Raw genomic sequence first — 26111 nt, 5'->3', positions numbered from 1 at the left:
GAGAATGCCATGAGCCAGTTTCACAGCCTGACCATCAAGCAAGTGCGCAACGAGACCCGTGACGCGGTGTCGATTGCTTTCGACGTGCCCGAGCACCTGCAAGCACAGTTTCGTTTCACCCAGGGCCAGTACCTGGTCATGCGTACCCAGCTGGACAACGAAGAGGTTCGCCGCTCCTACTCCATCTGCAGCGCTGTCCAGGACGGTGAGCTGCGCGTGGCCGTAAAGCGCGTGCCAGGCGGGCGTTTCTCGGCGTTTGCCAATGATGCGCTCAAAGCCGGCCAGCAACTGGACGTGATGCCGCCATCGGGCAGCTTCTTCGTGCCGCTGGACCCTGCCCGCCACGGCAATTACCTGGGCGTGGCCGCCGGCAGCGGCATTACCCCGATCCTGTCGATCATTGGCACCACCCTGGACAGTGAACCGCACAGCCGCTTCACCTTGCTGTACGGCAACCGTTCCAGCTCTGGCGCGCTGTTTCGCGACAAGCTCGAAGACCTTAAAAACCGGTACCTCGACCGCCTGAACCTGATTTTCGTATTCAGCCGCGAGCAGCAGGATGTCGACCTGTACAACGGTCGCATCGACGCGGACAAGTGCGGCCAGCTGTTTTCGCGCTGGCTGGACGTTCCAGGCCTGGACGCGGCCTTCATCTGCGGCCCCCAGGCGATGACCGAGACCGTACGCGACAGCTTGCAGGCCAACGGCCTGGGCAAGGAGCGCATCCATTTCGAGCTGTTCGCCGCTGCCGGTAACGAAGCACGACGTGAAGCCCGCGAAGCGGCGCGCCAGGTGGACGCAGCGCTCAGCCACATCACCGTGATCAGCGACGGACGCGCGCTCACCTTCGACTTGCCACGCAACACCCAGAACGTGCTGGACGCCGGCAATGCCATCGGCGCCGAGCTGCCCTACTCCTGCAAGGCCGGCGTGTGCTCTACCTGCAAGTGCCGGGTGATCGAAGGCGAAGTGGAAATGGACAGCAACCACGCACTGGAAGACTACGAAGTGGCGGCCGGGTATGTGCTGTCGTGCCAGACCTACCCGGTGAGCGACAAAGTGGTCCTCGATTTCGACCAGCTCTAAGGCCGCATCGCCTGCTTCGCGGGCGCGCCCGCTCCCACAGGGACCGCACAAAGGCGTAGAGCAACGCCATACCTGTGGGAGCGGGCAAGCCCGCGAAGAGGCCATCAGCGACACCGCAACACCCGCGTGACCTCAACAAAACAATTACAACACCCAGAGATCGCAACCCATGACACCCGAACGCATAGAAAGCATCGCCAACCACCCCGACTTCCAGCACCTGGTACGGCGCAAACGCCGCCTAAACGGCAGCCTGACCCTGGCCATGCTGGTGATCTACTACGGCTTCGTCCTGCTGGTGGCGTTTTCGCCCAGCACCCTCGGCCAGTCCCTCAGCGGCGGCGTGACCACCGTGGGCATGCTGGTGGGTGTGCTGATGGTGCTGCTGTCCTTCGCCCTGACCGGCATCTACGTGCACCGCGCCAACAACGTGCTCGACCCGCTCAACGAAAAGGTCAAGCAGGAGTGCGCACAATGAACTGGACAGCCATCTCGATGTTCATGGTGTTCGTCTGCTTCACCCTGCTGGTCACCCGCTGGGCTGCCCTGCGCACCCGCTCGGCCAGCGACTTCTATACCGCCGGCGGGGGACTGACCGGCATGCAGAACGGCCTGGCGATCGCTGGCGACATGATCAGTGCCGCTTCCTTCCTGGGCATCTCGGCCATGATGTTCATGAACGGCTACGACGGCCTGCTGTATGCCCTTGGCGTGCTGGCCGGCTGGCCAATCATCCTGTTCCTGATCGCCGAGCGCCTGCGTAACCTTGGCAAGTACACGTTCGCCGACGTGGTCAGCTACCGCCTGGCACAAACGCCGGTGCGCCTCACTTCGGCGTTCGGCACCTTGGTCGTTGCATTGATGTATCTGGTCGCGCAGATGGTCGGCGCCGGCAAGCTGATCGAGCTGCTGTTCGGCATCAGCTACCTGTACGCGGTCATGCTGGTCGGCGTGTTGATGGTGGCCTACGTCACCTTCGGCGGCATGCTCGCCACCACCTGGGTGCAGATCATCAAGGCCGTCATGCTGCTGTCGGGCACCAGCTTCATGGCCTTCATGGTGCTCAAGCATTTTGGCTTCAGCACCGAAGCCATGTTCGCCAGCGCCGTGGCCGTGCATGCCAAGGGGCAGGCGATCATGGCGCCGGGTGGCTTGCTGTCCAACCCGATTGATGCCATTTCCCTTGGCCTGGGCATGATGTTCGGCACCGCTGGCCTGCCGCATATCCTGATGCGCTTCTTCACCGTGAGCGACGCCAAGGAAGCACGCAAGAGCGTGTTCTATGCCACCGGCTTTATCGGCTACTTCTACCTGCTGCTGATCGTCATTGGCTTTGGCGCCATCGTCATGGTCGGTACCGAGCCGTCCTACCGCGATGCCACCGGCGCCATCATCGGCGGCGGCAACATGGTCGCCGTGCACCTGGCCCAGGCCGTGGGCGGCAACCTGTTCCTTGGTTTCATCTCTGCCGTGGCCTTCGCCACCATCCTTGCCGTGGTAGCTGGCCTTGCGCTATCTGGCGCATCGGCCGTGTCCCACGATCTGTACGCCTGCGTGTTCCGTCAAGGCAAGGCCACCGAGCAGGAAGAAATGCGTGTGTCGCGTATCGCCACCCTGCTGATCGGCCTGCTGGCGGTGATCCTCGGCCTGCTGTTCGAGTCGCAGAACATCGCCTTCCTCTCCGGCCTGGTACTGGCAGTGGCGGCCTCGGTCAATTTCCCGGTGCTGCTGCTCTCGATGTTCTGGAAGGGGCTGACCACCCGTGGCGCGGTATGCGGCAGCATGGCTGGCCTGGTTTCGGCCGTGCTGCTGGTGGTGCTTGGCCCGGCGGTGTGGGTCAACGTGCTGCACAACGAAACAGCATTGTTCCCTTACAGCAACCCGGCGTTGTTCTCCATGAGCCTGGCGTTCCTCAGCGCCTGGGTGTTCTCGGTCACCGACAGCTCCGAGCGTGCCACTGAAGAGCGTGGCCGCTACCTGGCCCAGTTCATCCGCTCCATGACCGGTATCGGCGCCGCCGGCGCCAGCAAGCACTGACTTCAAGGACGAACAATCATGTCGGGTAAAACAACAACAATGAACCGCACGCACTTCATGTCAGCTGCCTGGCTGGCCACCCTCGCACTGCCATTGCCAGCGATGGCAGACTTCATCAGCGACAGCCACGCGCGGCTGGAGCTGCGTAACCACTACATCAACCGCGACTTCCGCCAAAGCAATGCCCCGCAGGCCAAGGCCGAGGAATGGGGCCAGGGCGTTACCGCCAAGCTGGAGTCGGGCTTTACCGAAGGCCCGGTCGGTTTTGGCGTCGATGCCATGGGCCAGCTGGGTATCAAGCTCGACTCCAGTCGCGACCGCCGCAACACCGGCCTGCTGCCCTTTGGCCCGAACAGCCATGAGCCGGTCGATGACTACAGCGAACTGGGCCTGACCGGCAAGGTGCGCGTGTCCAAGAGCACACTGCGCCTGGGCACACTGCAACCCATCTTGCCGGTGGTGGTCTACAACGACACCCGCCTGTTGGCGTCCACCTTCCAGGGTGGCCTGTTGACCAGCCAGGACCTTGATGGCCTCACCTTCAACGCCGGCCGCCTGACCAAGGCCAACCTGCGCGATTCCTCGGGCCGGGACGACATTGGCTACGGCGCTGCTACCAGCGACCACCTGGACTTCGGCGGTGGCAGCTATGCCATCACCCCGCAAACCAGCGTCAGCTACTACTACGCCAAGCTCGAAGACATCTACCGCCAGCAGTTCGTGGGCCTGATCGATACCCGCCCATTGAGCGAAGGTGTGAGCCTGCGCAGCGACCTGCGCTACTTCGACAGCCGCAACGACGGCGCCGAGCGTGCCGGCAACATCGACAACCGCAACTTCAACGCCATGTTCACCCTCGGCGTGCGGGCGCACAAGTTCACCGCCACCTGGCAGCAGATGTCCGGCGACAGCGCTTTCCCGTTCGTCAACGGCGGCGACCCTTTTACGGTCAACCTGGTCACCTACAACACCTTCACCCGTGCCGGGCTGGACTCATGGCAAGTGCGCTATGACTACGACTTTGTGGCGATGGGCATCCCCGGGCTGAGTTTCATGACCCGCTACACCGACGGCCGCCACGCCGAAACCGCCACCGTCAGCAATGGCCGCGAGCGCGAACGCGACACCGACATCACCTACGTCATCCAGAGCGGCCCGTTCAAAGACGTGAGCCTGCGCTGGCGCAATGTCACTTTCCGTTCCGGCAACGGCCTGACCAATGCCGTGGACGAAAACCGCCTGATCATCGGCTACACCCTGGCGCTGTGGTAACAGCGCGCCCCTACATTTGAACAGCATGGAGAACAGCATGTCTGCCGCCCCTACCCTGCAAAGCTTCATTGCCGGCCGTTGGCTGGGCCAGCATGGCGCTCAGGCCCTGCGCAGTGCCCTCGACGGCCATGTGCTTGCCTTCAGCCATGAAGAGCGCCCGGACTTCGCCGAAGCCGTGGACTACGCCCGAGCCAGTGGCCTTGCCAGCTTGATGGCCATGGACTTCCAGCAACGCGCCCAGCGCCTCAAAGCCCTGGCCTTGTACCTGGCCGAACGCAAAGAACAGCTTTACGCCCTGTCCCACCACAGCGGCGCTACCCGTGCCGACAGCTGGATCGACATCGAGGGCGGTAACGCCACGTTGTTCTCGTACGCGGGCATTGGCAGCCGTGAGTTGCCGTCGGGCAACCTGGTGCACGAAGGCCCTGCCATTGCGCTGGGCAAACAAGGCCATTTCGCCGGCAGCCACATCCTGGTGCCGCGTGCAGGCGTTGCGGTGCACATCAACGCGTTCAACTTCCCCATCTGGGGCATGCTGGAAAAATTCGCGCCGACCTTCCTGTCCGGCATGCCTTGTATCGTCAAGCCTGCGACCTCCACCAGCTACCTGACCGAAGCCGTCGTACGCCTGATGAACGCCTCCGGCCTGCTGCCGGAGGGTAGCCTGCAACTGGTGATCGGCAGCACTGGCGACTTGCTCGACCGCCTGCAAGGTCAGGATGTGGTGACCTTCACCGGCTCTGCCGATACCGCTGCCAAATTGCGCGTCACGCCGAACCTGATACGTAATTCGGTACCTTTCACCGCAGAGGCGGACTCGCTGAACTGTGCCATCCTCGGGCCGGACGTAAGCCCGGACAGCGAAGAGTTCGATCTGTATATCAAGGAGGTGGTGCGTGAAATGACCACCAAGGCCGGGCAGAAATGCACGGCCATCCGCCGGGCCATTGTGCCGGCCAGGCACATCGATGCCGTTGCCACACGCTTGCGCGAGCGCCTGAGCAAAGTCGTGGTTGGCGACCCCTCGCTGGAAGGCGTGCGCATGGGTGCCCTGGCCTCCCATGACCAGCAGCACGACGTGGCCGAGCGGGTGCGCAGCCTGCTGCAAAGCTGTGACCAGCTGTTCGGCGCCAGCGATGGCTTTGCCCCGCGCGGCGAAGGTGTGGCCGAGGGGGCGTTCTTCGCCCCGACCCTGCTGCAAGCCCGCGACCCGCACGCCGAAGGCGGCGCCCACGACATCGAAGCGTTCGGCCCGGTCAGCACGCTGATGGCTTACGATGACCTTGACGAAGCCTTGGCGCTGGCCGCACGGGGCAAAGGCAGCCTGGTGGCAACCCTGGTCACCGCCGACCGTCGCGTGGCTGCCAAGGCCATTCCGGTGGCGGCTGCCTGGCATGGTCGCCTGCTGGTGCTCGACAGCGAGGCCGCGAAGGAGTCCACCGGCCACGGCTCGCCACTGCCGCAACTCAAGCACGGCGGCCCTGGCCGGGCCGGTGGCGGTGAAGAGCTGGGTGGCCTGCGTGCGGTCAAGCACTACCTGCAGCGTGCCGCTGTCCAGGGCTCGCCGAGCATGCTCACGGCAGTCACCGGCGAATACGTACGCGGTGGCGAAGTGATCGAAACCGAAGTCCACCCGTTCCGCCGCTACTTCCAGCAACTGCGCATCGGCGAGTCGCTGCTGACCCCCCGCCGCACGGTGACCGAAGCCGACCTGGTCAACTTCGGCTGCCTGTCGGGTGACCACTTCTACATGCATTTCGACGAAATCGCGGCCAAGGAATCGCAGTTTGGCAAGCGCATTGCCCATGGCTACTTCGTGCTGTCGGCGGCAGCCGGCCTGTTCGTGTCGCCAGGTGCCGGGCCGGTGTTGGCCAACTATGGCCTGGACACCCTGCGCTTCATCAACCCGGTGGGTATCGGCGACACCATCCAGGCGCGCTTGACCTGCAAGCGCAAGATCGACCAAGGCAAGACCAGCCCGTTGGGCCAGCCGCAGGGTGTGGTGGCGTGGGATGTGGAAGTCACTAACCAGCTGGGTGAACTGGTGGCCAGTTATGACATCCTGACCCTGGTGCTGAAGCAGCCCGAGTGATGGCTTGACCTCGCCGGCCACTTCACGGGTTCAACCGCGAAGTGGCCGGCAGCGTCACGTGTGGCATCATCGCATTGCCGCTGGATCCCCCACCGACTGGTTCGGCTTGCTCCCTGAAATCCGCCACGTCACGGCGGTAATCCCGTAGCGCTCGGCCATGGGCCGGCTGATCTTCCTGATCTTCTCGCGCCCGAACTTGGGAATGATGCCGATGCCCGCATCGCAACTTGCCCAATGCCAGGCCTCGGCATTGTCCAACCGCTCCAGACGAATGATGAAACTGCGCGGCTGGCCATGCAGTTGGTAATCGATGATGTACAGTTGTGGGCTAGGCATCGCAGGGGGCCTCCTCTTCTCCATGGATGACAACCTGATTGATTCGGGCAGGGCCAGATAATTCAAAATTTTGTCGAACAATTGCAGCCCGCAACCCGACACCCGGCCCGCTCAATCACTGGCTGCGGCCGCCCCCGTGACTGTTCTGCCCGCCTTTGCGGCCCGCTTCCGACGCCCGTTGGCGATCATTGGCAAAATTGCCGCCAGAAGCCTGGCCACCCTTCTGCCCGGCGCGGGAAGCACGCTCCCGGTCATTGGCGAAATTACCTGGATTGGTTTCTTTGCTGCCACCACGCTGGCGTGTTTGCGCTTGGTCCTGTGCCATGTCGTTTCTCCTTGCGAGGGATTGGCGAATTGCATGGATTCGCGCCATGCCTAAGTTACGAGGCGCTGAACACGGGCTCTGCTCAATGTATTTCTCACCGACTGACCAGTGGCACGAAATACACGGAGCCAAGAAGTTTGCGTGGCGTACATGCCTTGGAGAATTGGCTTGTCAGGCATGCACACTCCACTGAACCGCATCCCGCTCGATCGGCATTTCATCAATGGCATGGATCATCCCGTTTTCCAGCGCTTCCCGTGGCTCCAGTATTCGCGGGTTCGCCATCAGATACCGTGGCACATCCAGCACTTCGGCCGCCCCCGCAGTCCGTTCGGCGACAATCTGCGCATACAGCTGCAAATCATAATCCAGGCTCATTGCATACTCGGCCATCCGCGAGTGGTCCACCGCACCATGCAAGGTCCAATGAAACGGATGGAACAGAAACTTGCTGAAACTGCAGGCCGTGCGCCACTCACCAGCCAGGAACAGGATGTTGCCCATCGACTCCACCGTGCCCAGGTTGTGCGTATGCACCTCCACCGGCAGCGCCCGCAGGAAGTTGTACAGGGTAAACCCGTAGCTGCACTCGCCCCCCATGGTGGCGATGTTCAACTGCAGCACTTCGGCACCCTGTTGCAATGCCCGCGAACAGGTATTGATGAGGTTGCCACAGGTTGACGAGTTGATCGGCCCGGTGAAATGGATGATGTGTCGTGCCATGTTTGCCTCCAGGGTAGGCAGGTCATTCCTTGGTCTGGCGGGTATGCGGTGGAAACGCAAGCCGCCGCAAAGTTCAACCCGACATCAACGTTTCCGTTGGTCATGCATGCTGAACCCCAAGTGATCTGCACCGGTCGCACGTTCAAAGCAACCGAATGGAGGGGGCCTTGTGAACAGGACCCTGCCCGCCCCAAACCGCATCATCGACAAGGTCACCGCGGTACGCCGGCTCAATGTGCTGACGCTGAACGTGCACAAGGGTTTCACCTTTTTCAACCGGCGCTTCATCTTGCCGGAGCTGCGCGAAGCCGTGCGCGCCACCGGCGCCGACCTGGTGTTTTTGCAGGAAGTGCACGGTAGCCATGAACGACATGCCCTGCGCCACCCCGCCTGGCCAGAAGCGCCCCAGTACGAGTTTCTCGCCGACAGCATGTGGCCGCAGTTCGCCTATGGCCGCAATGCCGTATACCCCCATGGCGATCACGGCAATGCGTTGTTGTCGAAGTTCCCCATCCGTAGCTACAACAACCTGGACGTTTCGGTGCAAGGCAACGAGCAGCGCGGGCTGCTTCATTGCCAGCTGGAGGTGCCGGGCCACGAACAGATGCATGCCATATGCGTGCACCTGGGCTTGCGTGAGGCCCACCGGCAAAGCCAGGTAAAGCTGCTGCTGGACCTGCTGACCAGCTTGCCGCCAAAGGCGCCCGTCATCATTGCCGGCGACTTCAACGACTGGCGGCTGAAGGCCGACGCCGTGCTGTGCGAACACTTGATAGAAGCCTTCGGCGAGCATTTTGGCTCCCCGGCGCGCAGCTTTCCTGCGCGCCTGCCGCTGTTGCGGCTGGACCGCATCTACTTGCGCAATGCAATGCCGGGCAATGCCCAGGTGTTGTCGAACTACCCGTGGTCGCATCTGTCCGACCATGCCCCATTGGCTGCGGAGATCAACCTGTGAACCGACCTTGGGTAGACGGCAACAACGTGCAGTTGCTGATCAATGGCGAGCAGTATTACCCCTGTGTGTTCAAGGCGATGGCCCAGGCGCGAGAAGAAATACTGCTTGAGACCTTCATCATCTTTGACGACAAGGTCGGCCAGCAACTGCAACAGGTATTGATCGAAGCGGCCCGGCGCGGAGTGCGTGTGGAGGTGGTGGTGGATGGTTACGGCACCGCCGATCTGCCAACGGCCTTCATATCCGCCATGACCGATGCGGGAGTCAGTCTCCATGCATTCGACCCGCAGCCGCGCCTGGTAGGTCTGCGAACCAACCTGTTTCGGCGCCTGCACCGCAAGATCGTGGTCATTGACGGAGAGCGAGCCTTCATCGGCGGCATCAACTATGGCGCCGACCACCTGAGCGACTTTGGCGCCATGGCCAAGCAGGACTACGCCGTGGAGGTGGCCGGCCCGGTGGTGGCGCAGGTGCACGCGGCCAGCAAACGCCTGATGTCTACGGTGTTGCAACCGCCCAGCGCGGTCCGGCCCGTTACCGAGCCCGCCGGGGCCAGCAGCGCCGTGCTGGTGGAACGCGACAACGGGCTGCGCAGTACCGATATAGAAAACCATTACCTGGAGGCATTTCGTGGTGCCAGGCAGCGCATCGTGGTCGCCAACGCTTACTTTTTCCCGGGCTACCGGCTGATGCGTGAGCTGCGCAATGCGGCCCGACGTGGCGTGGATGTGCGGCTGATTCTGCAGGGCCAGCCCGACATGCGCTGGGTCCGGGCACTCTCGCGGCTGTTGTACAACTACCTGCTACGCGACGGCGTGGCCATTCACGAATACTGCCAGCGTCCTTTGCATGGCAAGGTGGCGCTGGTGGATGACGAGTGGGCCACCGTTGGCTCCAGCAACCTCGATCCTTTGAGCCTGTCGTTCAACCTGGAAGCCAACCTGTTCATCCGGGACCGCGCGTTCAACCAGCAACTCAACCGGCATCTGCAGGCTTTGGCCTGCGACCAGTGCAAGCCGGTCACGCTGGAACGCATGATTCGCGGTTACTGGTGGCGGGCGCCGTTGATCTTCGTGTGTTTTCACGTGATTCGGCATTTCCCGCGCATTGCCGGCTGGTTCCCGGCACACCGCCAGCGTTTGCGCTCGGTACAGCCGGAAGTCGCGGCCCAGGCAGACCTGCACGAGGGCAATACCTGATGCCGCGCACAAACTGGCAAGCCCGGGGCAAACGCGTGTTGACGATGGCGTTCCTGATTCTGGTACCCGTGCTGCTTTATCTGCTGGCACGCAACCTGGACTGGAACGAAGTGCGCCAATCGTTGCTGGCGTACAAACCCGGCACCTTGGTCATCGGCCTTGCAATAGCGCTGTGCAGCTACCTGACATTCACCAGTTACGACCTGCTGGCACGGGCCTACACTGGTCATCATTTGCCGGTTCGGCAAGTGCTGCCAATCGCTTTCGTGTGCTATGCATTCAACCTCAATTTCACGACCTGGGTGGGCGGTGTTGCCCTGCGTTACCGGCTTTACAGCCGCCTGGGGCTGGACACGCCCACCATCACACGCATTCTCACCCTGGGCCTGCTGACCAACTGGATGGGCTACATGTTGCTGGCCGGCACGGTGTTCGCCCTGGGCCTGGTCGAGCTGCCCAGCAACTGGGCGGTGGGTGCCACCGGCCTGCGCCTGATCGGTGTGCTGTTACTCGGTATTGCCGTGAGCTACCTGCTGGCCTGCGGTTTTGCCAAAAAGCGCACGTGGCGCTGGCGCAACCACGAAGTGACTTTACCTTCACTGCGCCTGGCGCTGTACCAAGTGGTACTGGGTGCCAGCAACTGGGCGCTGATGGCGTTACTGATCTTCTGGTTGCTGCCGGGGGAAGCGTTCTACCCGTCGATACTGGGCATTCTGCTGATCAGTTGCGTGGCAGGTGTGGTCGCACATATCCCGGCCGGGCTGGGGGTGCTGGAGGCGGTTTTCCTGGCCTTGCTGCACGGGCAAATGGCCCAAGGCACGCTGGTCGCTGCCCTGCTCGGCTATCGCACGTTGTACTACCTCTTACCGCTGCTGCTGGCCGTGATTACCTACCTCATCCTGGAAAAACGCGCCAAGGCCATGCGCCAGCATGACAAGCCCGCCCAGACCTGACAAGGGCCGTTGAACGGATCACCCCTGGTTGAACAGCACCCGCTTGAACGCCTCGGCCGCCAGATGCACCTGCACCGCCCAGTCATCTGCAGCTTCGCTGCCGGCATCGTCGGAAATGTACTTCAGGCACACAAACGGAATGCGTTCGTCGCGCGCGATCAACGCCAGCACATAGGCTTCCATGTCGACCACGTCATAAGGCGCATCGCCATGGTTGATCTCGAAGTTGTCACCGCTACCACAGGTTTCCAGTGCCAGGCCCGGAATTGTGGTGCCGTGCTCCAGAACCACCGGTATGTCCGACAGCGGTGTTTCATAACGGGCAAAGCCCAGCGGGGTCACGTCCATGTCGCGTTGCACGAAGCGGTTACAGCACACCACCTCGCCCTTGCCATGGCGCTGGCTGCCCGCCGAGCCCAGGTTCACGATCAGCTTTGGGCGTTGCGCCGCAATGGCTTTGGTCAGGGCGATGGCAGCATTCACTTTGCCAATACCCGTGAATACGGTGCGTACCTCGGTGAATACATCGCCCGCCTCGGCCTCAAGGGCGAAGACGAAGAGCGTGTCATCCAGCGAAATGTCAGGGAATTGCTTGATCAGCATCATGGAGCAGATGATTCCGGGTGGCTGCAAGGGGCGCCGCCATTGTCAGCCAACCTTGCCTAATTGCAAACCCCCGGTTCGTTGCAGTGCCAGGTTGCCCCGGCACTGCCATCAGGTCACTTACGAGCGGCCGCCCTTGCGGCCCGACTCGCGATCGTGGGGCATGTTGCTGCCCGAAGACTGGCCGCCCTTGCGCCCGGCTTCGGAGGCCTTTTCTCGGTCGTTGGCGAAGTTGCCCGGGTTCTTGCTACCACCCTGGCTGCCTTGTTGATTGCCGGTACGGCTGTTTTCTTTGTTGGCCATGGTCTTGAAACCTCGTATGACTTGGGTGTGCACGGCACGCTGCCGTACACAGGTTGTGAGTACGGCCCCCTCGGGGGATTCGGTTTATTGCGAAGGGTTCGGACCGGTGGCGTTAAATAAGCGACAACGCCATATTTGGGGCGCCTGTCAGTCGTGCGGCGGGCTATCCAGGCGTGCTTGTCGGCGGCCAAGCCAGCCGCCGGTCACTGCCCAGCCCAAGGCAATCAATGCGCCTATCAGCATTGCCAGTTGCGGGTGCTCGCCCATCACGTCCAGTGCCCGCTTGACCCATCCGCTCAAGGCATCGCCACCCCGGTAGACCACCGTATCGATGAAGTTCTTGGCCTTGTACTTGTCCTCGGCCGACAGCACAGTGAACAGCATCTCCCGCCCAGGCCGCACCAGTGCGTATTCGCCAGCTCGGCGCACCACCATGACCACCACGAACGCCGCGAACACCGGGGCCAGCGCCAGCCATACAAAGCCCACAGCCATCACCAGCGGCACCGCTACCAGCAACACCCCGACGCCCAACCGACGCGCCAGGCGGCCCGTGAGAAATACCTGGGTAAGGATGGCCAATGCTTGCACGACGGTGTCGATCAGGCCGAACACCTGGGTTTGCCGGGTGCGATCGGCAAAGGTTTCGCTGACGATGCGTGCCTGCTCGAAATACAAGAAGGTGCTGACGCTGGCCAGCAACACGACGAACAGCGCGATCCCCAGCAGATACGGCGAGCACAGTACGGCGGTTGCACCGGCAAACGGGTTGCCGCCCAAAGGTCGCGATCCCGAGCGTTGGGGGTGTCCCGGCAGAGGTTGGCGTGCTCGCCAGCGTTGCAGGAACAGGGCCGCGCCACTGCTGCCCAGCAACAATACTGCCGCCAGCACCAGCAGCCCGGCATGGCCCAGCGGCGCCACCAGCAAGGTGCCCAGCAGGGGGCCACTCAGCCCGCCCAGGCTGGCCCCAGCGGCCAACAGGCCGAACAAACGCTTGCCCTGGGCGGTGGAAAACAGATCAGCAAGCACGCTCCAGGCCAGGGAGATGGTCAGCAGGTTGAATACCGACAGCCAGATGTAGAAGCCCCGGGCCGCCCACAAGTCGTCAGGGGTAATTGCGAACAGGGCGGCGAACAGCAGCAGGTTGCTGGCAAAGAAGCCATAGGTCCACGGCAGGATGAGCCTGCGTTGCACCCTGGACGCCAGCCAGCCGAACAGTGGCAGGCACGCCAGGGTGGCGATGAAGGTACCGGTGAACAGCCACTGCAGGTTGTCCACCCCACCGGCAATACCCATGGTTTCGCGCACCGGGCGCAGCATGAAGTAGCCGGTGAACAGCAGGTAGAACAGCAGCAAGCCGGCGATGACCGCCGGCCCTTCGCCGGGCTTGATGTTCAGCCCTTGATCGAGCCGCCGCCACGCTTGCATGGTGTCAGGCAAACTGCTTGATCAGCGCCTGTTGCTGCGCCTGGCTAAGCAGGGGTTCATGCCCGGCCTTGAGTTGGTCGAGCTGGCGTTCGGGCCGGCCGGTGGCAGGGATGACCGTGGTCACCGCAGGATGGCTGATGGCAAACTTCAGAAACAGCTGCGCCCAGCTGCCGATGCCTGCTTCTGCGGCCCAGCCGGGCAACGCCTGGTCCTTGACCCGGGCAAACAGGCGGCCATCGTCGAAAGCGCGGTTGATCAGCACCGCAATACCTTTGTCCTGGCAAAGCGGCAGCAGTTCGCGGGCTGCGTCGGGGGCGTTGACCGAGTAGTTGATCTGGATGAAGTCCAGCGGCTCGCTGCGCACGATGCGGGCGACTTCGTCCTGGCCACTGTTCAGGTAATGGGTGATGCCGACGTAACGGGTCTTGCCCTGCTGCTTCAACTCACGGGCATAGGGCAGCTGGGTCTGCCACTCACGCAGATTGTGAATTTGCAGCAAGTCGACTTTGTCGGTACGCAGGCTCTTCAGGCTGCCGGCCCACTGTGCTTCGGCCTCGGCCCGGCTGTTGGCCGCGATTTTGGTGGCTATGAAGCACTGCCGGTGCCAGCCACCCTCCTCGAGCAACTGGCCGAGTATGCTGTCGGCGCCACCATAATTGGGCGACGTATCGATCACCCGGCCACCGCCTTCGAAAAAGGACTTGAGCACGATTTTGAGCTGCTCGTACTGAGCCGAGCCAGCGTCCACTTCGAAGCTGCCCGAGGTACCGGCACCGATCACCGGCAACGCTTCACCGGTGGACGGCACTTTACGGGTCAGCAGGCCGGCCGGGCTGGCGGCATGCAGCCAAGGGGCCGCCGCCAGCAAGCTCAAGGCGGCACTGGCGCGTAGGACATCACGACGTGCGTACATGGAAAGCTCCCGTCATGAATCGGAAACTTTCAAGGCTAGTCGCTCTGCTCCGCGCCAGCGGGTGTTTCTGTATCTGGATGTTTAGTGATCAGGCCTGCAGCAGCTGGCTCAGGTCGACACCCGCGTCACCCATCGGCGGGCACCAATAATAGCCACCGGTCAGTGGCCGGCTGAAGCGGTACAGGCCGTCGATGATGCCGTCCTCCAGGCCGCTCATGCGCCGCAGTTGTACCTCGAATGCATCGAAGCTGTGGCCCAGGGCGACAAAGGCCAGGCCGGCACCGCGCTGGTCGGCCCAGGCGACCGAGCGACGCACCATGAACGCCTCGGGCTCGAAGCTTTCCTGGGCGGTGCGCTTGACGTGTGCGGACTCGGGCGCGTCGTCGAGCTCTTCGTTGTCGCTCAGGCGACGGCCGATAATGTTGTCCTGGTCGGCCTGGGGCAGCGACTTGAAGTAGTCCAGGTCGTGCTTCCACAGCTGGAACGCGGCAAAGCTGGAACCATCGCTGGCAATGGCCGCTTGCACCGCATCTTCGTCCACCGGGTTTTCGGTGCCGTCTTCGTAGCCCGTCAGGTCATGGCCGCCACGGTGCAGGAAGCCATCAACGCTTTCCGCCAGGCGCAGGGCCGGTGCCAGCGCCTGCTCCAGGGCGTTGGCGCGCAGCAGCAGGTCGCCGCGCTCGTTCCCGCGCAACCACAGCCACAGGGCGTGCTGAGTGCTCGGGTTTTCAACGGCGGCATCCAGCAGCGGGAAGGCGCGCAGGCCCGGCACTTCGCGGCCCAGGGCCTTGGCCAGCGGGGCGCCGACACCAAGCAGCAGCTGTTCGCCATCGACCTGCGGCAGCAAGGCATCGAGCGCAGCAGGCAACGCTTCGGGCGACTGCAGGGTGAAGAACAGGTGACGGGCATGGGCCGGCACAGGGTTGGCAAGCAGACCTTGCTGGAACGGCATGACAGGCTAATCCTTGGTAAAAACAGGAATGCTACTGCGCCTGCAGGCCTACTGCAACGCGGCATGCAGCCTGGCCAGCCGCTGCGCTTGGTAACAAATGGTTACCAATAGCTGGCCCTTTGCGATTAGCTATCAATCCGCGCCTGCCTACACTCCTCGAGATCCTTCGCCCAAGAGACCGCCCATGACAGCCTCGCCCTTGCTCACCGCCGTTCTGCCGCTAGCCTTGGGCATCATCATGCTCGGCCTTGGGTTGTCGTTGACCCTGGCGGACTTCGCACGCGTCGTGAAGTACCCCAAACCGGTGATGGTGGGCCTGGCCTGCCAGATCCTGCTGCTGCCGCTGGTGTGCTTCCTGATCGCCAACGGTTTTGGCCTGGAGTCGGCCCTTGCAGTAGGGCTGATGCTGTTGGCAGCCTCGCCAGGCGGCACCACGGCCAACCTGTTCAGCCACCTTGCCCATGGCGATGTGGCGCTGAACATCACCCTCACGGCGGTCAATTCGCTGATCGCAATCCTGACCATGCCATTGCTCGTGAACCTGTCGTTGAGCTGGTTCATGGCTTCGGATCAAGCCATTCCGCTGCAGTTTGCCAAAGTGATGCAGGTGTTTGCCATTGTGCTGCTGCCGGTGGCACTGGGCATGCTGATTCGCCATTTCGCCCCGGTTTTCGCCGCGCGCATGGAAAAACCGATGAAGCTGGTGGCCGCGCTGTTCCTCGCCTTCACCATCGTCCTGGCCCTGGCCAAGGACTGGCAGACCGTGGTCGAGTATGCGCCGGTGGTGGGCCTGGCGGCGCTGCTGTTCAACCTGTTGAGCCTGGCAGTGGGCTACTGGGTGCCACGCCTGTTGAATATTCCCAAACGCCAGGCAATTGCCATTGGCATGGAAATCGGCATCCATAACGGGACCTTGGCCATTGCCTTGGCGTTGAGCCCTTCGCTGCTGAACAACGCGACCATGGCGGTACCGGCGGCGCTGTATAGCCTGATCATGTTCTTTACGGCAGCGGGGTTTGGCTGGTGGGTGAGCCGTGGGCATGTGGCGGCTCAACCCGAAGGCGAAACGGTGAATTGAGGCCCGTTCAGGTAGTTACTGCTGGCTGCGCTTGCTGCGCAGCTGCTGCTTCAACACCTTCAATGGGGGCGCATAGAAGAAGCCGAACGAGACACTTCCCGTGCGCCCCTTCACCGCATGGTGCAACCGATGCGCCCGGTGCAAGCGTTTGAGGTAGCGGTTGACCGGCCGAGGCTTGCGCGGCCAGTGCCGGTGAAAAAAACCGTCATGGGCCACCACGTACAGCACCCCGTACCCTGCAACCCCACCGCCCACCCACTGCAAGGGTGCATAACCGCTTTTGCCCAGCGCTACCAGTGCCGTGGCGATCAGGCCCAGGGCCACGAGGTACAGGTCATTGGTTTCGAGCATGCCCAACTGAGGCTCATGGTGCGAACGGTGCAGCCACCAGCCCCAGCCATGCATGATGTACTTGTGAGCCAGCGTGCCAACGCCCTCCATGGCCACCAGGGTGCCGAACAGTACGGCGAGATTGAACAGCATGGAACGGTCCGGGTGATGGCAAAGAGAGGCGCAAGGGTAACGGCTGCCCAGGTTTTTTTCCATGTGGGCGTGACCGGCTGCAGGCCATTCAAGGATGAAGCCCTTGTCATGTTTTTCGCCCTTGACCTGCTCTGCCCCGGGGCGTATGGTCCGCGACGCAATTTTGCCTTCCTCAACAGGAGACCTGCCTTGGACAGTAGCCCCAGTCGCTTGCGACAGGCCCGCGTGGCGTACTAGCCCGGCAGTGTCCTGCACTGTCTGGCCGCCCTGGCAAGACGGTGGTTTCCTGTAACCCCCGCTTTTCCTCCCTTCCTCGTGGTCCTGCGCATTGTTCTGGTTTTTCAACCGCGCCAACTGATGGCGTTCATGCGGGCGTATGCCTGCGGAAGAGGTTTGCTATGGATTGGAAAGTATTTCTGCTGCGCGTCAGCATTGCCTTGCTGTTGGGGGCGTTGATCGGTGCCGAACGGCAATTGCGCCAACGCCTGACCGGGCTGCGCACCAATGCGCTGGTCAGCACCGGTGCCTGCCTGTTCGTGCTGATGACCCAGGCGGTGCCAGGCATGGCACCTGCCGATGCATCGCGCATCGCCGCCTATGTGGTATCGGGCATCGGCTTTCTCGGGGGTGGTGTGATCATGCGTGACGGCTTCAACGTACGAGGCCTGAACACTGCAGCCACCTTGTGGTGCACGGCGGCAGTGGGTGTGCTGTGCAGCCTTGGGCTGCTGTTGGAGGCGGCATTGGGTAGCCTGGTGGTGCTATGTGCCAATATCCTGCTGCGTGATATCGCCCAGCGCCTGGACCGTCAGGACGTGGTGCCGGCCAGCGAGGTGGAGCAGCACTTCGAAGTGCGAATCATCTGCCGCGCCGAGGACGAAATCCAGGTGCGCAGCCTGATGCTGCATAGTCTGGGCGATCCGCAGCTGCGGCTGCAGTCACTGCAAAGCCAGGACCTGGACAGCCCGGCGCGCCTGGAAGTACGCGCCGAGCTGTTGGGCACCGCGCAGGCACCCGCGCAACTGGAGCGGCTGGTCAGCCGGGTGAGCCTGGAGAAAGGTGTAAGCTCGGTGCGCTGGCAATTACAGCCGCAGGCACTGGCGGCGGATTACTGAAACAGGAGTGATTCATGCGTATCCGCCCTACCCTTGAGCGCGATATTCAACACCTGCCGGACGTGGAGCGTTCGGCGGCCCAGGCGTTTGCCGGCTGGCCGACGCTGGCCTGGCTGGCGCAAGGTGATGTGATGGATTGCGTTGCGCACAGGGCTTTCGTAGACGCGGGCGGTAGCTGGGTGGCCGAGGACGATAATGGGTGCCTTGCCGGTTTTGCTTGTGCCCGCCGTGAAGGGCAGGCTCTGCACCTTTATGAAATATCGGTGCGCCAGGAGCTTCAAGGGCAAGGCGTGGGGCGGCGTTTGCTGCAGCAAGTGGCTGATGCCGCGCGTGACGCAGGCCTGCGCGAGCTCACGTTGACCACCTTTGCCAAGGTGCCCTGGAATGCGCCCTTCTATGCACGGTTCGGGTTCGAGGTGCTCGATGAGCGGCTGCTGAGCCCGCAGTTACGGGAAATCCTGGCCAATGAACGTGCACACGGCCTCACTGAGCGTTGTGCAATGCGCCGTTACGTCGGTCGTTAGACAGCCCGTCACTCTGCATGTGCAGGCAGCTGTGCCCTGCATTGCGCCAACGCCGCATCGCGTTCTTTTAGCTGCTCTTCATACCGCAGCAACTGCCGCGCCTGTTCCGCGCACACGTCGCGCCTGGTTTCCAGATGCTGCGCTTGCACATCCAGCTGACGGCGCATTTCTTCACTGGCACCTTGTGCCTGGGCCAGGATCGTCCGCAAGCCCTGGATCTGCGCATCGCGTTGCTCCAGCAACTCGTCCTGCGCCCGGCACTCGCTGGCGGCCTGGCGGTGCTCACCCAGCAAACGCTCATTATCGCGGTGCAAGCGGGTCAGCTCGTCCTGCTTGACGATCATGCCCTGCTGCAGTTGGCGTACTTCCACCTGCATCTGCTGCAGTTGTGCTTCATGACGGCGCTGTTCCTGCTCGCGCTGTTCGCGGCTGGCATTGCGGTAATGCTCCAGGGCGTCGCGGGCATGGCGGTGTTTGTCCTCCAGTGACTTCACCTGTTCGTCCTTATCGGCAAGGCGCACCTGCAATTCACCCAGTGACTGGTTGAGGCTGGCGCTGCGCAGCTGTTCGGCTTGCAGCGTGCTTTGTGTGGTCAAGCGCTTTTCCGTTTCGTCGGCCAAAGCCGCTGCATCGATCTGATGCTGCTGATGCGCTGTCGCCAGGGCCTGGCGGACGATTTCCAGCTGAGCCTCAAGCTGCTCTCGCTGTTGGGTGAAGGTGCTTTCGGCCTGTTCGATCTTCAGGTCGGCCTCATCTTGTAGCTGCGTGGCCAATTGCCCGACCAGGCGGCTTAGCACATCGCTCAGCGCTGCGCCGCCTTCGGAGGCCACGGGTTGCTGGCCGTTCAATTCCTTCAGGTAGCGGTGAATCGTGGTTTTCGAGCCGGTATTGCCCAGCTCGATACGTATGGCATCGATGCTGGGGTTCTCGCCGCGGGCAATCAACGCCTGACGTGCCTGCTGAACCACCACCTTGTTGATACCGCCCCGGGCCATGCGTGCTCCTACGATTTTGTACTGTGTTATGTAACATGTAATTACGTACTGATTATGGCGATAACAACGCTCACCTGCAAACGTTTCCTAAGGAAGAATAATCACGGCTTATCGCATGTGATCGACAAAAATCCGCTCGAAGCGTGGTTTGGCCGTACGGCAAACAGCAAAACGCCCCGTCCGGCTCAAGGCCGGCGGGGCGTTACGGGCTTCAAAGTGGCGGGTGTAAGTAGCGGGTGTATCAGTGCATGCGCTCAACCTGCGCGGGCGTGCGACGCATCAACACCTTGCCGTTTCGCACCGACACCAGCGCGTGCCCTTGGCTACGCACCATCTCGTAATCGTCAGGCGCCGACAGCAGTAACAGGTTGGCCGGCCGCCCCACCTCGATGCCGTAGCGCTCCCCCAGGTTCAGCGTGCGGGCGCTGTTGTCGGTGATCAGGTCCAGGCAGCGCTGCAGGTCTTCGTAGCCGAGCATGTGGCAGATATGCAGCCCGGCTTCGAGAATGCGCAGGATGTTGCCATTACCCAGCGGGTACCAAGGGTCGACGATGGAGTCCTGGCCAAAGCACACGTTCATGCCGGCGCGGTCGATCTCGGCCACGCGGGTGACGCCGCGGCGTTTCGGGTAGTTGTCGAAGCGCCCTTGCAGGTGAATGCTCTCGGTCGGGCACGACACGAAGTTGATGCCCGACAGTTTCAGCAGGCGGAACAGCTTGTAGCAGTAGGCATTGTCATACGAACCCATGGCCACGGTATGGCTGGCGGTTACCCGGGCGCCCATACCGCGCACCCTGGCTTCTTCGGCCAGCACTTCAAGGAAGCGCGACTGCGGGTCGTCGGTCTCGTCGCAATGTACGTCCACCAGGCAGCCGGTACGTTCGGCCAGGTCCATCAGGAACTTCACCGACGACACGCCCTGGTCGCGGGTGTTCTCGAAATGCGGAATGCCGCCCACCACATCGGCACCGATGGCCACGGCTTCGGTCATCAGCGCCCGCCCATTGGCATACGACTCGATACCCTCCTGAGGGAAGGCGACGATCTGCAAGTCGATCAGCTCGCGCACGTCGTCACGCACCTCGACCATGGCCTTGAGCGCGGTAAGGCTCGGGTCGGTGACATCGACATGGGTCCGTACATGCTGGATTCCGTGGTCCACCAGCATGCCGATGGTTTTTTTCGCGCGGACCTTGATGTCGTCGTGGGTGGTGATTTCCTTACGCTCGGCCCAGCGCTCGATGCCTTCGAACAATGTGCCGCTCATGTTCCACTTCGGCTCACCGGCGGTCAGGGCGGCATCCAGATGAATGTGCGGTTCCACAAAGGGTGCCACCACCAGGTTTTGCCCGGCATCAAGGTCATCGGTAGCTACGGGTGCCACTACCTCGACCTGGGGCACGATGGCGGCAATGCGCTCGCCGCTCAGTTCGATGCGAAACAAACCGGGCTTGCCGCGCAAGCGTGCATTGATAATGTTCATGCTGTTACTCCTTGGGCTCGCTTATCGCCGCTACCTGCATAGTGGTCGAGCCCAAGGGTATCCGCCAGTGCCTGGCGCAGGTATCGATTTACTGGCTGTCCAGCCCCATCTGCCAGAAATCAGCCTCCAGGCTGGACGCCTGCCCGAAAATCCCCACCAGGTCTGCGAAGCGCTGTTCGGTCATGCTCCGCGCTGCCAGTTCATCCAGGTGCTTGCGCGCCGCCGCCGCCACCCCTTGGTAGCCCTCGCCGGCGTACTCGCCAATCCACTCGCGGTACGGGTGGTTGCTCAAGTCGCCAATCCGCTCGGCCAGGGTACGGCCGATCTCGGCATAGCCGATCACGCAAGGTGCCAACGCCACATGCAGCTCCAGCAGGTCACCGGCGGCGCCACAGTCCAGCACGTAGCGGGTATAGGCCACGGTAGCCTGGTGCTCTGGCGCCGCCTCGATATCGGCCTGGGTCAGCCCCCAGCGTGCGCACAGGCGCAGATGCAGTTCGGTTTCATCCAGGATCGCTGCCAGCCCGGCCTGCGCGGCGCGTATGTCCGCCGGGCGGCGGCTTTTATAGGCGGCCAGCGCCCAGGCACGGGCGAACTGGATAAGGAACAGGTAATCCTGCACCAGGTAAGTCCGGAACGCGTCCTCACTCAACGTGCCCTCGCCCATCTGCCGCACAAAGTCATGGTCGACGTAGCGGTTCCACTGTTGGGTCGCGGCAGCCTTGAGGCGCTCGAAGATGTCCATGCTCACTTGCCCTCCGGGTAAACGGCATCGAAGAAGGCCAGCTCCAGCTCGACGGTGCGTTGGTAGAAGTCACTGGCCAGTGCGGCTTCTTGCGGGCCGACGCAGTCCAGCTCGGCTTGCAGGAAGGCAACGAAAGCCTGGAAGTCCGGGTTGTCGTGAAGGGTGATCCACTCGGCATGGACGAAGTTGTCCGGCATCGGTTTCGGCGCCTTCAGTGCCCAGTCCAGGTACAGGCCTTCGGCAACGTTGAGCACCGCCAGCGCCGCCGCATAGGAGCGGGTGGCTGCCGCTTCGCGCATGATCGCCTTGAAACCTGCGGTTGGCGCAGTGTCGGCCGGTTCAGTGCGCTGCGCCGGGCTTACATCCAGGGCCTCGAAGGCGCGCAGGAAGTAGGTGTTCTCGTCACTGGAGATCATCCCGGCGAAACGGCCGAAGCGCAGGCGGGCCTCGAACGTGTCGGCGGTGGCGATGGCCGCGCCCAGCAAGGTCAGGAAGCTGTCGAGGAAACGGTGGTCCTGCACCAGGTAGTCGACCATGATCGGGGCCGGCAGGCTGCCGTCGCACAATTGGGTCACGAAACGGTGGCCAACGGCCGCCGACCAGGTCGGCTCGCTTTGGCGGCGCAGGGACTGGCTGAAACGTTCGGTCATGTTGCTGTCCTTGATGGGGGTGACAGCGAGACCTTGGCGGTGAGCATGGACGGGCCTCGCAGTGAGGCCGGCAAAAAGGCAGGTTACGAATCCCATCCCTTCGCCGGCATGATCCGGATCAGGTTCGAAGGGTCACCGCGCTGCAACGTTCAGCGGTTTCTCAGCCCGTTGCCGGGCTCCCCTTGGTGGCGTTCAGGTATACCCCAGGGCGCGGGTGCTGTCACTACCCACTGCACCCAATGTGTGGGTAATGGGGGCCCGCTACTGGGGGAACATCCCCATTTTTGACGCCCCGTTATTTAGCGCACATCAGGTACTACAAGGAATTGTTTAACAAAGCATTACTGAATTTTCAGTTGGCACAGCGGTTGCTCAAGGCCATATACCGGGCAAAACGCCATTGAAGGCAGTACGCCATACAGCCGCGAGCGAGGCATAAGGCAATGAAAACACCTGCCGTGATCCACCCTGCTAGGCATGCATTCCAGCTGTCCACCGTCACCGCGCTGATGCTCAGCCTCGGGCTGATCACGGTTACAGCGGCCCCCCTCGACGATAACAGCCCGCCGCCGCCAACCGACCCTTCCGCCTACACCGACCAGCCGGCCGACCCGACCCCGGCCCTGCTAAACCTGGAGACCTTGCCAGAAGCCAACCGGGGCTCGCTGGAGCTGACCAATGGTGTGTATGGCGACCGCAACACGGTGCGCACCGACAACGTGCTACCGCCAGCCCTGCAAACCTCGGACAGGTACCCCACCAACGGCAAACCCAGCCCGTTGTTCGGTGCGCAGCCGTTTACCCAGCAATTGCTGCTGTTCGAAGAATTCGGCACAGAAAAACTCGACCCCACCCTGCCGCCGCCCAGCCTGACCTTCCCGGTCCCCACCTTGGGCGCTGCACCCGCGCAGGACCCTAACGTAGTGGCGCGCAGTGGTCCCAGTGGCACAGCCCTGGAGGCCTTCCTCAAGCAGCCGGGCCTGTACCCGTTCCCGACCCAGTTTTCCAATGTGCTGGACCGCAACCCGTGGAAGGCGCAGATCGAAATGTTCCTCAACCGCCAGCCCGTTGGCTCCCCAGCCGAAGGCCGTCCACCAGGAAAAGGCTGGTCACACCAGCGCTGGAACGAGTTTTACCCGCAGACTGCGTTCAAGACCGCGCAAGCCGGTGCGCGCATCAACCAGGGCCTGCGCGACCGCAAGCAACTGCACAACTATGCGGTCGGTGAATTTGCCCCGGGCGGGCTGTACTACCAGACCTCCGACATCCCGACCACGCTGGGCACCACCAAGGGCATCGACACCCGCTTCCACCCGAACATGCCGCTGCAGAACCACAAGTCGCTGTGGACGTTCGATGGCACCTTCCCTGTCAAGTTGCTGATGGTGCGCTATGGCCAGCCGGTGCTGATGCGTCATTACAACGCCCTGCCGATCGACCCTTCGGCCAACGGCGGTTTTGGCTTGCACACCATCTCGACCCACGAGCACAACGGCCACTCCCCGGCCGAAAGCGACGGCTTTGCCAACGCCTACTTCTTCCCCGGCCAGTACTATGACTACCGTTGGCCGGTGCAGCTGGCCGGCTACGACACCATCAACACCCGCGCACAAGACCCGCGTGCCGCGTTCCCTTGCTCACCGGGTGAAACCCTGTTCGTCAATGACGGCTCGCCAGGGCTGAAAACCTGTCAGAACGGCAGCATCAAGATCCGTGGCGACTGGCGCGAAACCATGAGTACCCACTGGTTCCACGACCACATGATGGATTTCACGGCGCAGAACGTCTACAAGGGCAACGCCGTGATGATGAACTACTACAGCGCCCTGGACCGCGGCAACGAGGCCCTGCAGGATGGCGTGAACCTGCGCTTCCCCAGCGGTTCGGGCATGCCTTGGGGCAACCGCGACTACGACGTCAACCTGGTGATGGCCGACAAGGCCTGGGATGCCAACGGCCAGCTGTGGTTCAACCCGTTCAACACCGATGGCTTCCTTGGCGACCAGATGCTGGTCAACTGGCAGTACCAGCCCAAGCTCAAGGTGCGCGCGCGCAGTTACCGCTTCCGTCTGCTCAATGGCTCGGTATCCCGCTACTTCAAATTCGCCGTCGTGCGTGAAATTGCCGGGACCAGCGGCGAATTCAAGGGGCCAGCCGGCTCCAACGTGTCGTATGCGCGGGTGCCGTTCCACATGATCGCCAACGACGGCAACATCATGGAGCATGCCGTGCCATTCGACGGCACCATGGACCTCAACGGTGACGGCAACCTGCAGGACAACAACGGTATCCTGCCGCTGCAAGGTATCGCCGAGCGCTACGACATCATCATCAACTTCGCTAAAAACGGCATCAAGGTGGGCGACAAGCTGTACTTCGTCAACATCGAGGAACACCGCACCGGCAAGGGCCCGGAAGGTGCCATTTCGCTGGCCGACGTGCTGTCGGAGAAATACAAGGCCGTCATCAAGCAGACCAGCAAAGGCCCGCAGTGGGATAACGGCGACCCGCTGGTCGGCAAGTTCCTGCAGTTGATCGTGCAGCCCTACAGCGGCCAGGACGTGAGCATGGACCCGGTTGCCTACGAACCGGCCAAACCAGGCAAGGCCGCAGGCCTCAAGATGCTGCCGCTGCCCATTGACCGCAACTCGGCCGCCGACCAGGCCAGGATCAAGGATGCCCGCCACCGCGAGTTCATCTTTGGTCGCTCCGACGGCACCGACACCACCCCCTGGACCATCAAGACCGATGGCGGCTTCGGCTACAGCATGGACCCACGGCGCATCAGTGCTGCGCCACAACTGGCCCAACAGTCCACCGATGGCGGCTTCAGCGGCGACGGCACCCTGGAAGTGTGGAAGATCGTCAACGGCGGCAATGGCTGGAGCCATCCGGTGCATGTGCACTTCGAGGAAGGTGTGATTCTTAGCCGCGACGGCAAGGCGCCGCCCGAATGGGAGAAATGGGCACGCAAGGACGTCTACCGCATCGGGCCGGATGCCGATTCGTCGGAAGAAGTGGAAATGGCTATTCGCTTCCGCGAGTTCGCCGGTACCTACATGGAGCACTGCCACAACACCCAGCACGAAGACTCTTCGATGCTGCTGCGCTGGGACATTGAACACCCAGGGCAGTTCCAGGTAATGCCGACCCCGCTGCCAGGTTGGGATGGCGTGCAATACATGGCGTCGGTGGGCCTGCCGACCTTCCGCACCAAAGGCAAGGACGACAACGATGATGCTGCCAACAAGCCACCGGTCGCGGCCAACGACAGTGCGGCAACCACTGCGGGCAAACCGATCACCCTGAACGTGCTGGCCAACGACACCGACCCGGAAGGTAACCTGCCATTGACTGTCGTCGGCCTCAGCCAGCCAGATTCTGGCCAGGGTAGCGTCAGCACCAATGGCACCACGGTGACCTACACCCCGCCGGCCACGGTCGCCACGCCGTTCACCGCCAGCTTCAACTACACGGCGCGGGATGCCAAAGGGGCCGAGTCGGTGAACCCGGCCACGGTCAGCATCGCGGTGAGCCAGGCGGCAGCGGTCGACCAGATCCAGGTCACCAGTGCCACGGTGCAGGTGCGCAGCGGCAACCGCTTCACCTGGGATGTGCAAGGGACTACCACAGTGGCCACGGGCAACAGCATCAGCGTGACTGCGGCGACCACGGGTGGCCCGGTAAGCCTGGGTAACGCCACGCTGACCGTCACGACCACCGGCGCGCGCTGGCGCGTGTCGGTGACCACTACCGGCTTCGGCCCGGCCACACCGGCGACGGTTACCGTGAAGTCGGCGCTGGGGCAGACCGTGACGGCGCCTGTCAAGTATCAGTGAGTGCAAGGCAGGGGCCGCCATG

The 26111-nt window shown here is 62.6% G+C and carries 23 protein-coding genes, 2 pseudogenes and 1 riboswitch; of the genes and pseudogenes, 12 read left to right on the top strand and 13 right to left on the bottom strand.

The window, feature by feature from the left end; all coding sequences use genetic code 11:
* Nucleotides 1-9: 9 nt before the first annotated feature.
* From paaE to paaZ, 5 genes and pseudogenes are all read left to right on the top strand, one after another.
* A complete protein-coding gene (paaE, locus tag A0O30_RS23050; protein WP_105948171.1) occupies nt 10-1086 on the top strand; it encodes a 1,2-phenylacetyl-CoA epoxidase subunit PaaE in 1077 nt (358 codons plus the stop codon).
* Nucleotides 1087-1255: 169 nt separating this feature from the next.
* Complete coding sequence (locus A0O30_RS23045; RefSeq protein WP_016499671.1) at nt 1256-1564, top strand: DUF485 domain-containing protein; 309 nt, start codon at nt 1256-1258, stop codon at nt 1562-1564.
* Nucleotides 1555-3123 (top strand): annotated as a pseudogene (locus A0O30_RS23040) (cation acetate symporter); the annotation flags it as partial. The gene A0O30_RS23045 and the pseudogene A0O30_RS23040, both read left to right, overlap by 10 nt.
* A gap of 39 nt (nt 3124-3162) precedes the next feature.
* Entirely contained in the window at nt 3163-4395 is a 1233-nt protein-coding gene (locus A0O30_RS23035; RefSeq protein WP_105948169.1) for an OprD family porin, read from the top strand.
* Between the two features lie 37 nt (nt 4396-4432).
* Nucleotides 4433-6487: a phenylacetic acid degradation bifunctional protein PaaZ gene (gene paaZ, locus A0O30_RS23030; RefSeq protein WP_105948168.1), complete on the top strand. Its 2055-nt coding sequence runs from the start codon at nt 4433-4435 to the stop codon at nt 6485-6487.
* Nucleotides 6488-6553: 66 nt separating this feature from the next.
* Here paaZ and A0O30_RS23025 read toward each other — a convergent pair whose 3' ends face one another.
* The 3 genes from A0O30_RS23025 to A0O30_RS23015 all read right to left on the bottom strand — a co-directional run bounded on the left by A0O30_RS23025 (nt 6554) and on the right by A0O30_RS23015 (nt 7871).
* Entirely contained in the window at nt 6554-6823 is a 270-nt protein-coding gene (locus A0O30_RS23025) for a DUF6555 family protein (RefSeq protein ID WP_105948210.1), read from the bottom strand.
* Between the two features lie 115 nt (nt 6824-6938).
* Nucleotides 6939-7148, bottom strand: a complete 210-nt coding sequence (locus A0O30_RS23020) for a general stress protein (RefSeq protein ID WP_105948167.1) — start codon at nt 7146-7148, stop codon at nt 6939-6941.
* 171 nt (nt 7149-7319) lie between these two features.
* Nucleotides 7320-7871, bottom strand: a complete 552-nt coding sequence (locus A0O30_RS23015) for an ATP-dependent Clp protease proteolytic subunit (protein ID WP_105948166.1) — start codon at nt 7869-7871, stop codon at nt 7320-7322.
* A 169-nt stretch (nt 7872-8040) separates the two neighbouring features.
* Between A0O30_RS23015 and A0O30_RS23010 the strand changes: the two genes are divergently transcribed.
* The 3 genes from A0O30_RS23010 to A0O30_RS23000 are packed head-to-tail and all read left to right on the top strand — an operon-like array spanning nt 8041 to nt 10978.
* On the top strand, nt 8041-8826 hold the full coding sequence (locus A0O30_RS23010) for an endonuclease/exonuclease/phosphatase family protein (protein WP_105948165.1): 786 nt from the start codon (nt 8041-8043) through the stop codon (nt 8824-8826).
* On the top strand, nt 8823-10025 hold the full coding sequence (clsB, locus tag A0O30_RS23005) for a cardiolipin synthase ClsB (RefSeq protein ID WP_105948164.1): 1203 nt from the start codon (nt 8823-8825) through the stop codon (nt 10023-10025). The genes A0O30_RS23010 and clsB overlap by 4 nt, the downstream gene beginning before the upstream one ends.
* The gene (locus A0O30_RS23000) at nt 10025-10978 is read left to right on the top strand and encodes a lysylphosphatidylglycerol synthase domain-containing protein (protein WP_105948163.1); all 954 of its coding nucleotides are present in this window, start codon (nt 10025-10027) and stop codon (nt 10976-10978) included. Before clsB ends, A0O30_RS23000 begins: the two co-directional genes overlap by 1 nt.
* Nucleotides 10979-10996: 18 nt before the next feature.
* On the opposite strand, the gene A0O30_RS22995 is transcribed toward A0O30_RS23000, so the two are convergent.
* The 5 genes and pseudogenes from A0O30_RS22995 to A0O30_RS22975 form a co-directional block, all read right to left on the bottom strand.
* Complete coding sequence (locus tag A0O30_RS22995; protein ID WP_105948162.1) at nt 10997-11584, bottom strand: nucleosidase; 588 nt, start codon at nt 11582-11584, stop codon at nt 10997-10999.
* A gap of 117 nt (nt 11585-11701) precedes the next feature.
* Nucleotides 11702-11827, bottom strand: a pseudogene (locus A0O30_RS22990) (general stress protein); the annotation flags it as partial.
* 204 nt (nt 11828-12031) lie between these two features.
* Nucleotides 12032-13312: an NTP/NDP exchange transporter gene (locus tag A0O30_RS22985; protein WP_105948160.1), complete on the bottom strand. Its 1281-nt coding sequence runs from the start codon at nt 13310-13312 to the stop codon at nt 12032-12034.
* Nucleotides 13313-13316: 4 nt separating this feature from the next.
* Nucleotides 13317-14225 (bottom strand): aldo/keto reductase, encoded by a 909-nt coding sequence (locus A0O30_RS22980; RefSeq protein WP_105948159.1) that lies wholly within the window; start codon nt 14223-14225, stop codon nt 13317-13319.
* 88 nt (nt 14226-14313) lie between these two features.
* A complete protein-coding gene (locus A0O30_RS22975; RefSeq protein WP_105948158.1) occupies nt 14314-15177 on the bottom strand; it encodes a Dyp-type peroxidase in 864 nt (287 codons plus the stop codon).
* Nucleotides 15178-15361: 184 nt separating this feature from the next.
* Here A0O30_RS22975 and A0O30_RS22970 point away from each other — a divergent pair, with 184 nt between their 5' ends.
* A complete protein-coding gene (locus A0O30_RS22970) occupies nt 15362-16255 on the top strand; it encodes a bile acid:sodium symporter family protein (RefSeq protein ID WP_060499397.1) in 894 nt (297 codons plus the stop codon).
* Between the two features lie 15 nt (nt 16256-16270).
* Here the strand turns inward: A0O30_RS22970 and A0O30_RS22965 are convergent, their stop codons facing one another.
* A complete protein-coding gene (locus A0O30_RS22965) occupies nt 16271-16738 on the bottom strand; it encodes a sterol desaturase family protein (RefSeq protein WP_105948157.1) in 468 nt (155 codons plus the stop codon).
* 398 nt (nt 16739-17136) lie between these two features.
* On the opposite strand from A0O30_RS22965, the gene A0O30_RS22955 reads away from it, so the two are divergent.
* Together A0O30_RS22955 and A0O30_RS22950 are read left to right on the top strand one after the other, a co-directional pair.
* Nucleotides 17137-17853 carry an MgtC/SapB family protein gene (locus tag A0O30_RS22955; RefSeq protein ID WP_105948155.1) on the top strand — a complete coding sequence of 239 codons (717 nt, stop codon included), beginning with the start codon at nt 17137-17139 and terminating at the stop codon, nt 17851-17853.
* Nucleotides 17854-17867: 14 nt separating this feature from the next.
* Nucleotides 17868-18377 (top strand): GNAT family N-acetyltransferase, encoded by a 510-nt coding sequence (locus A0O30_RS22950; RefSeq protein ID WP_105948154.1) that lies wholly within the window; start codon nt 17868-17870, stop codon nt 18375-18377.
* A gap of 8 nt (nt 18378-18385) precedes the next feature.
* Here the strand turns inward: A0O30_RS22950 and A0O30_RS22945 are convergent, their stop codons facing one another.
* The 4 genes from A0O30_RS22945 to A0O30_RS22930 form a co-directional block, all read right to left on the bottom strand.
* Nucleotides 18386-19372, bottom strand: a complete 987-nt coding sequence (locus tag A0O30_RS22945; RefSeq protein ID WP_105948153.1) for a DNA-binding protein — start codon at nt 19370-19372, stop codon at nt 18386-18388.
* A 241-nt stretch (nt 19373-19613) separates the two neighbouring features.
* Nucleotides 19614-20855 (bottom strand): cytosine deaminase, encoded by a 1242-nt coding sequence (gene codA, locus A0O30_RS22940; RefSeq protein WP_105948152.1) that lies wholly within the window; start codon nt 20853-20855, stop codon nt 19614-19616.
* A gap of 88 nt (nt 20856-20943) precedes the next feature.
* Nucleotides 20944-21600: a thiaminase II gene (gene tenA / locus A0O30_RS22935; protein WP_105948151.1), complete on the bottom strand. Its 657-nt coding sequence runs from the start codon at nt 21598-21600 to the stop codon at nt 20944-20946.
* Between the two features lie 2 nt (nt 21601-21602).
* Complete coding sequence (locus A0O30_RS22930; protein WP_105948150.1) at nt 21603-22250, bottom strand: TenA family protein; 648 nt, start codon at nt 22248-22250, stop codon at nt 21603-21605.
* A gap of 78 nt (nt 22251-22328) precedes the next feature.
* Nucleotides 22329-22443, bottom strand: a riboswitch (TPP riboswitch).
* 250 nt (nt 22444-22693) lie between these two features.
* Here A0O30_RS22930 and A0O30_RS22920 point away from each other — a divergent pair.
* On the top strand, nt 22694-26089 hold the full coding sequence (locus A0O30_RS22920) for an Ig-like domain-containing protein (protein WP_105948149.1): 3396 nt from the start codon (nt 22694-22696) through the stop codon (nt 26087-26089).
* Nucleotides 26090-26111: the final 22 nt, after the last annotated feature.

The sequence above is a fragment of the Pseudomonas sp. LLC-1 genome (assembly GCF_002992185.1).
GTDB classification, from domain to species: domain Bacteria; phylum Pseudomonadota; class Gammaproteobacteria; order Pseudomonadales; family Pseudomonadaceae; genus Aquipseudomonas; species Aquipseudomonas monteilii.
Note: the sequence above shows the minus strand (reverse complement) of the source record. Positions and strands in the feature narration are given on the sequence as shown.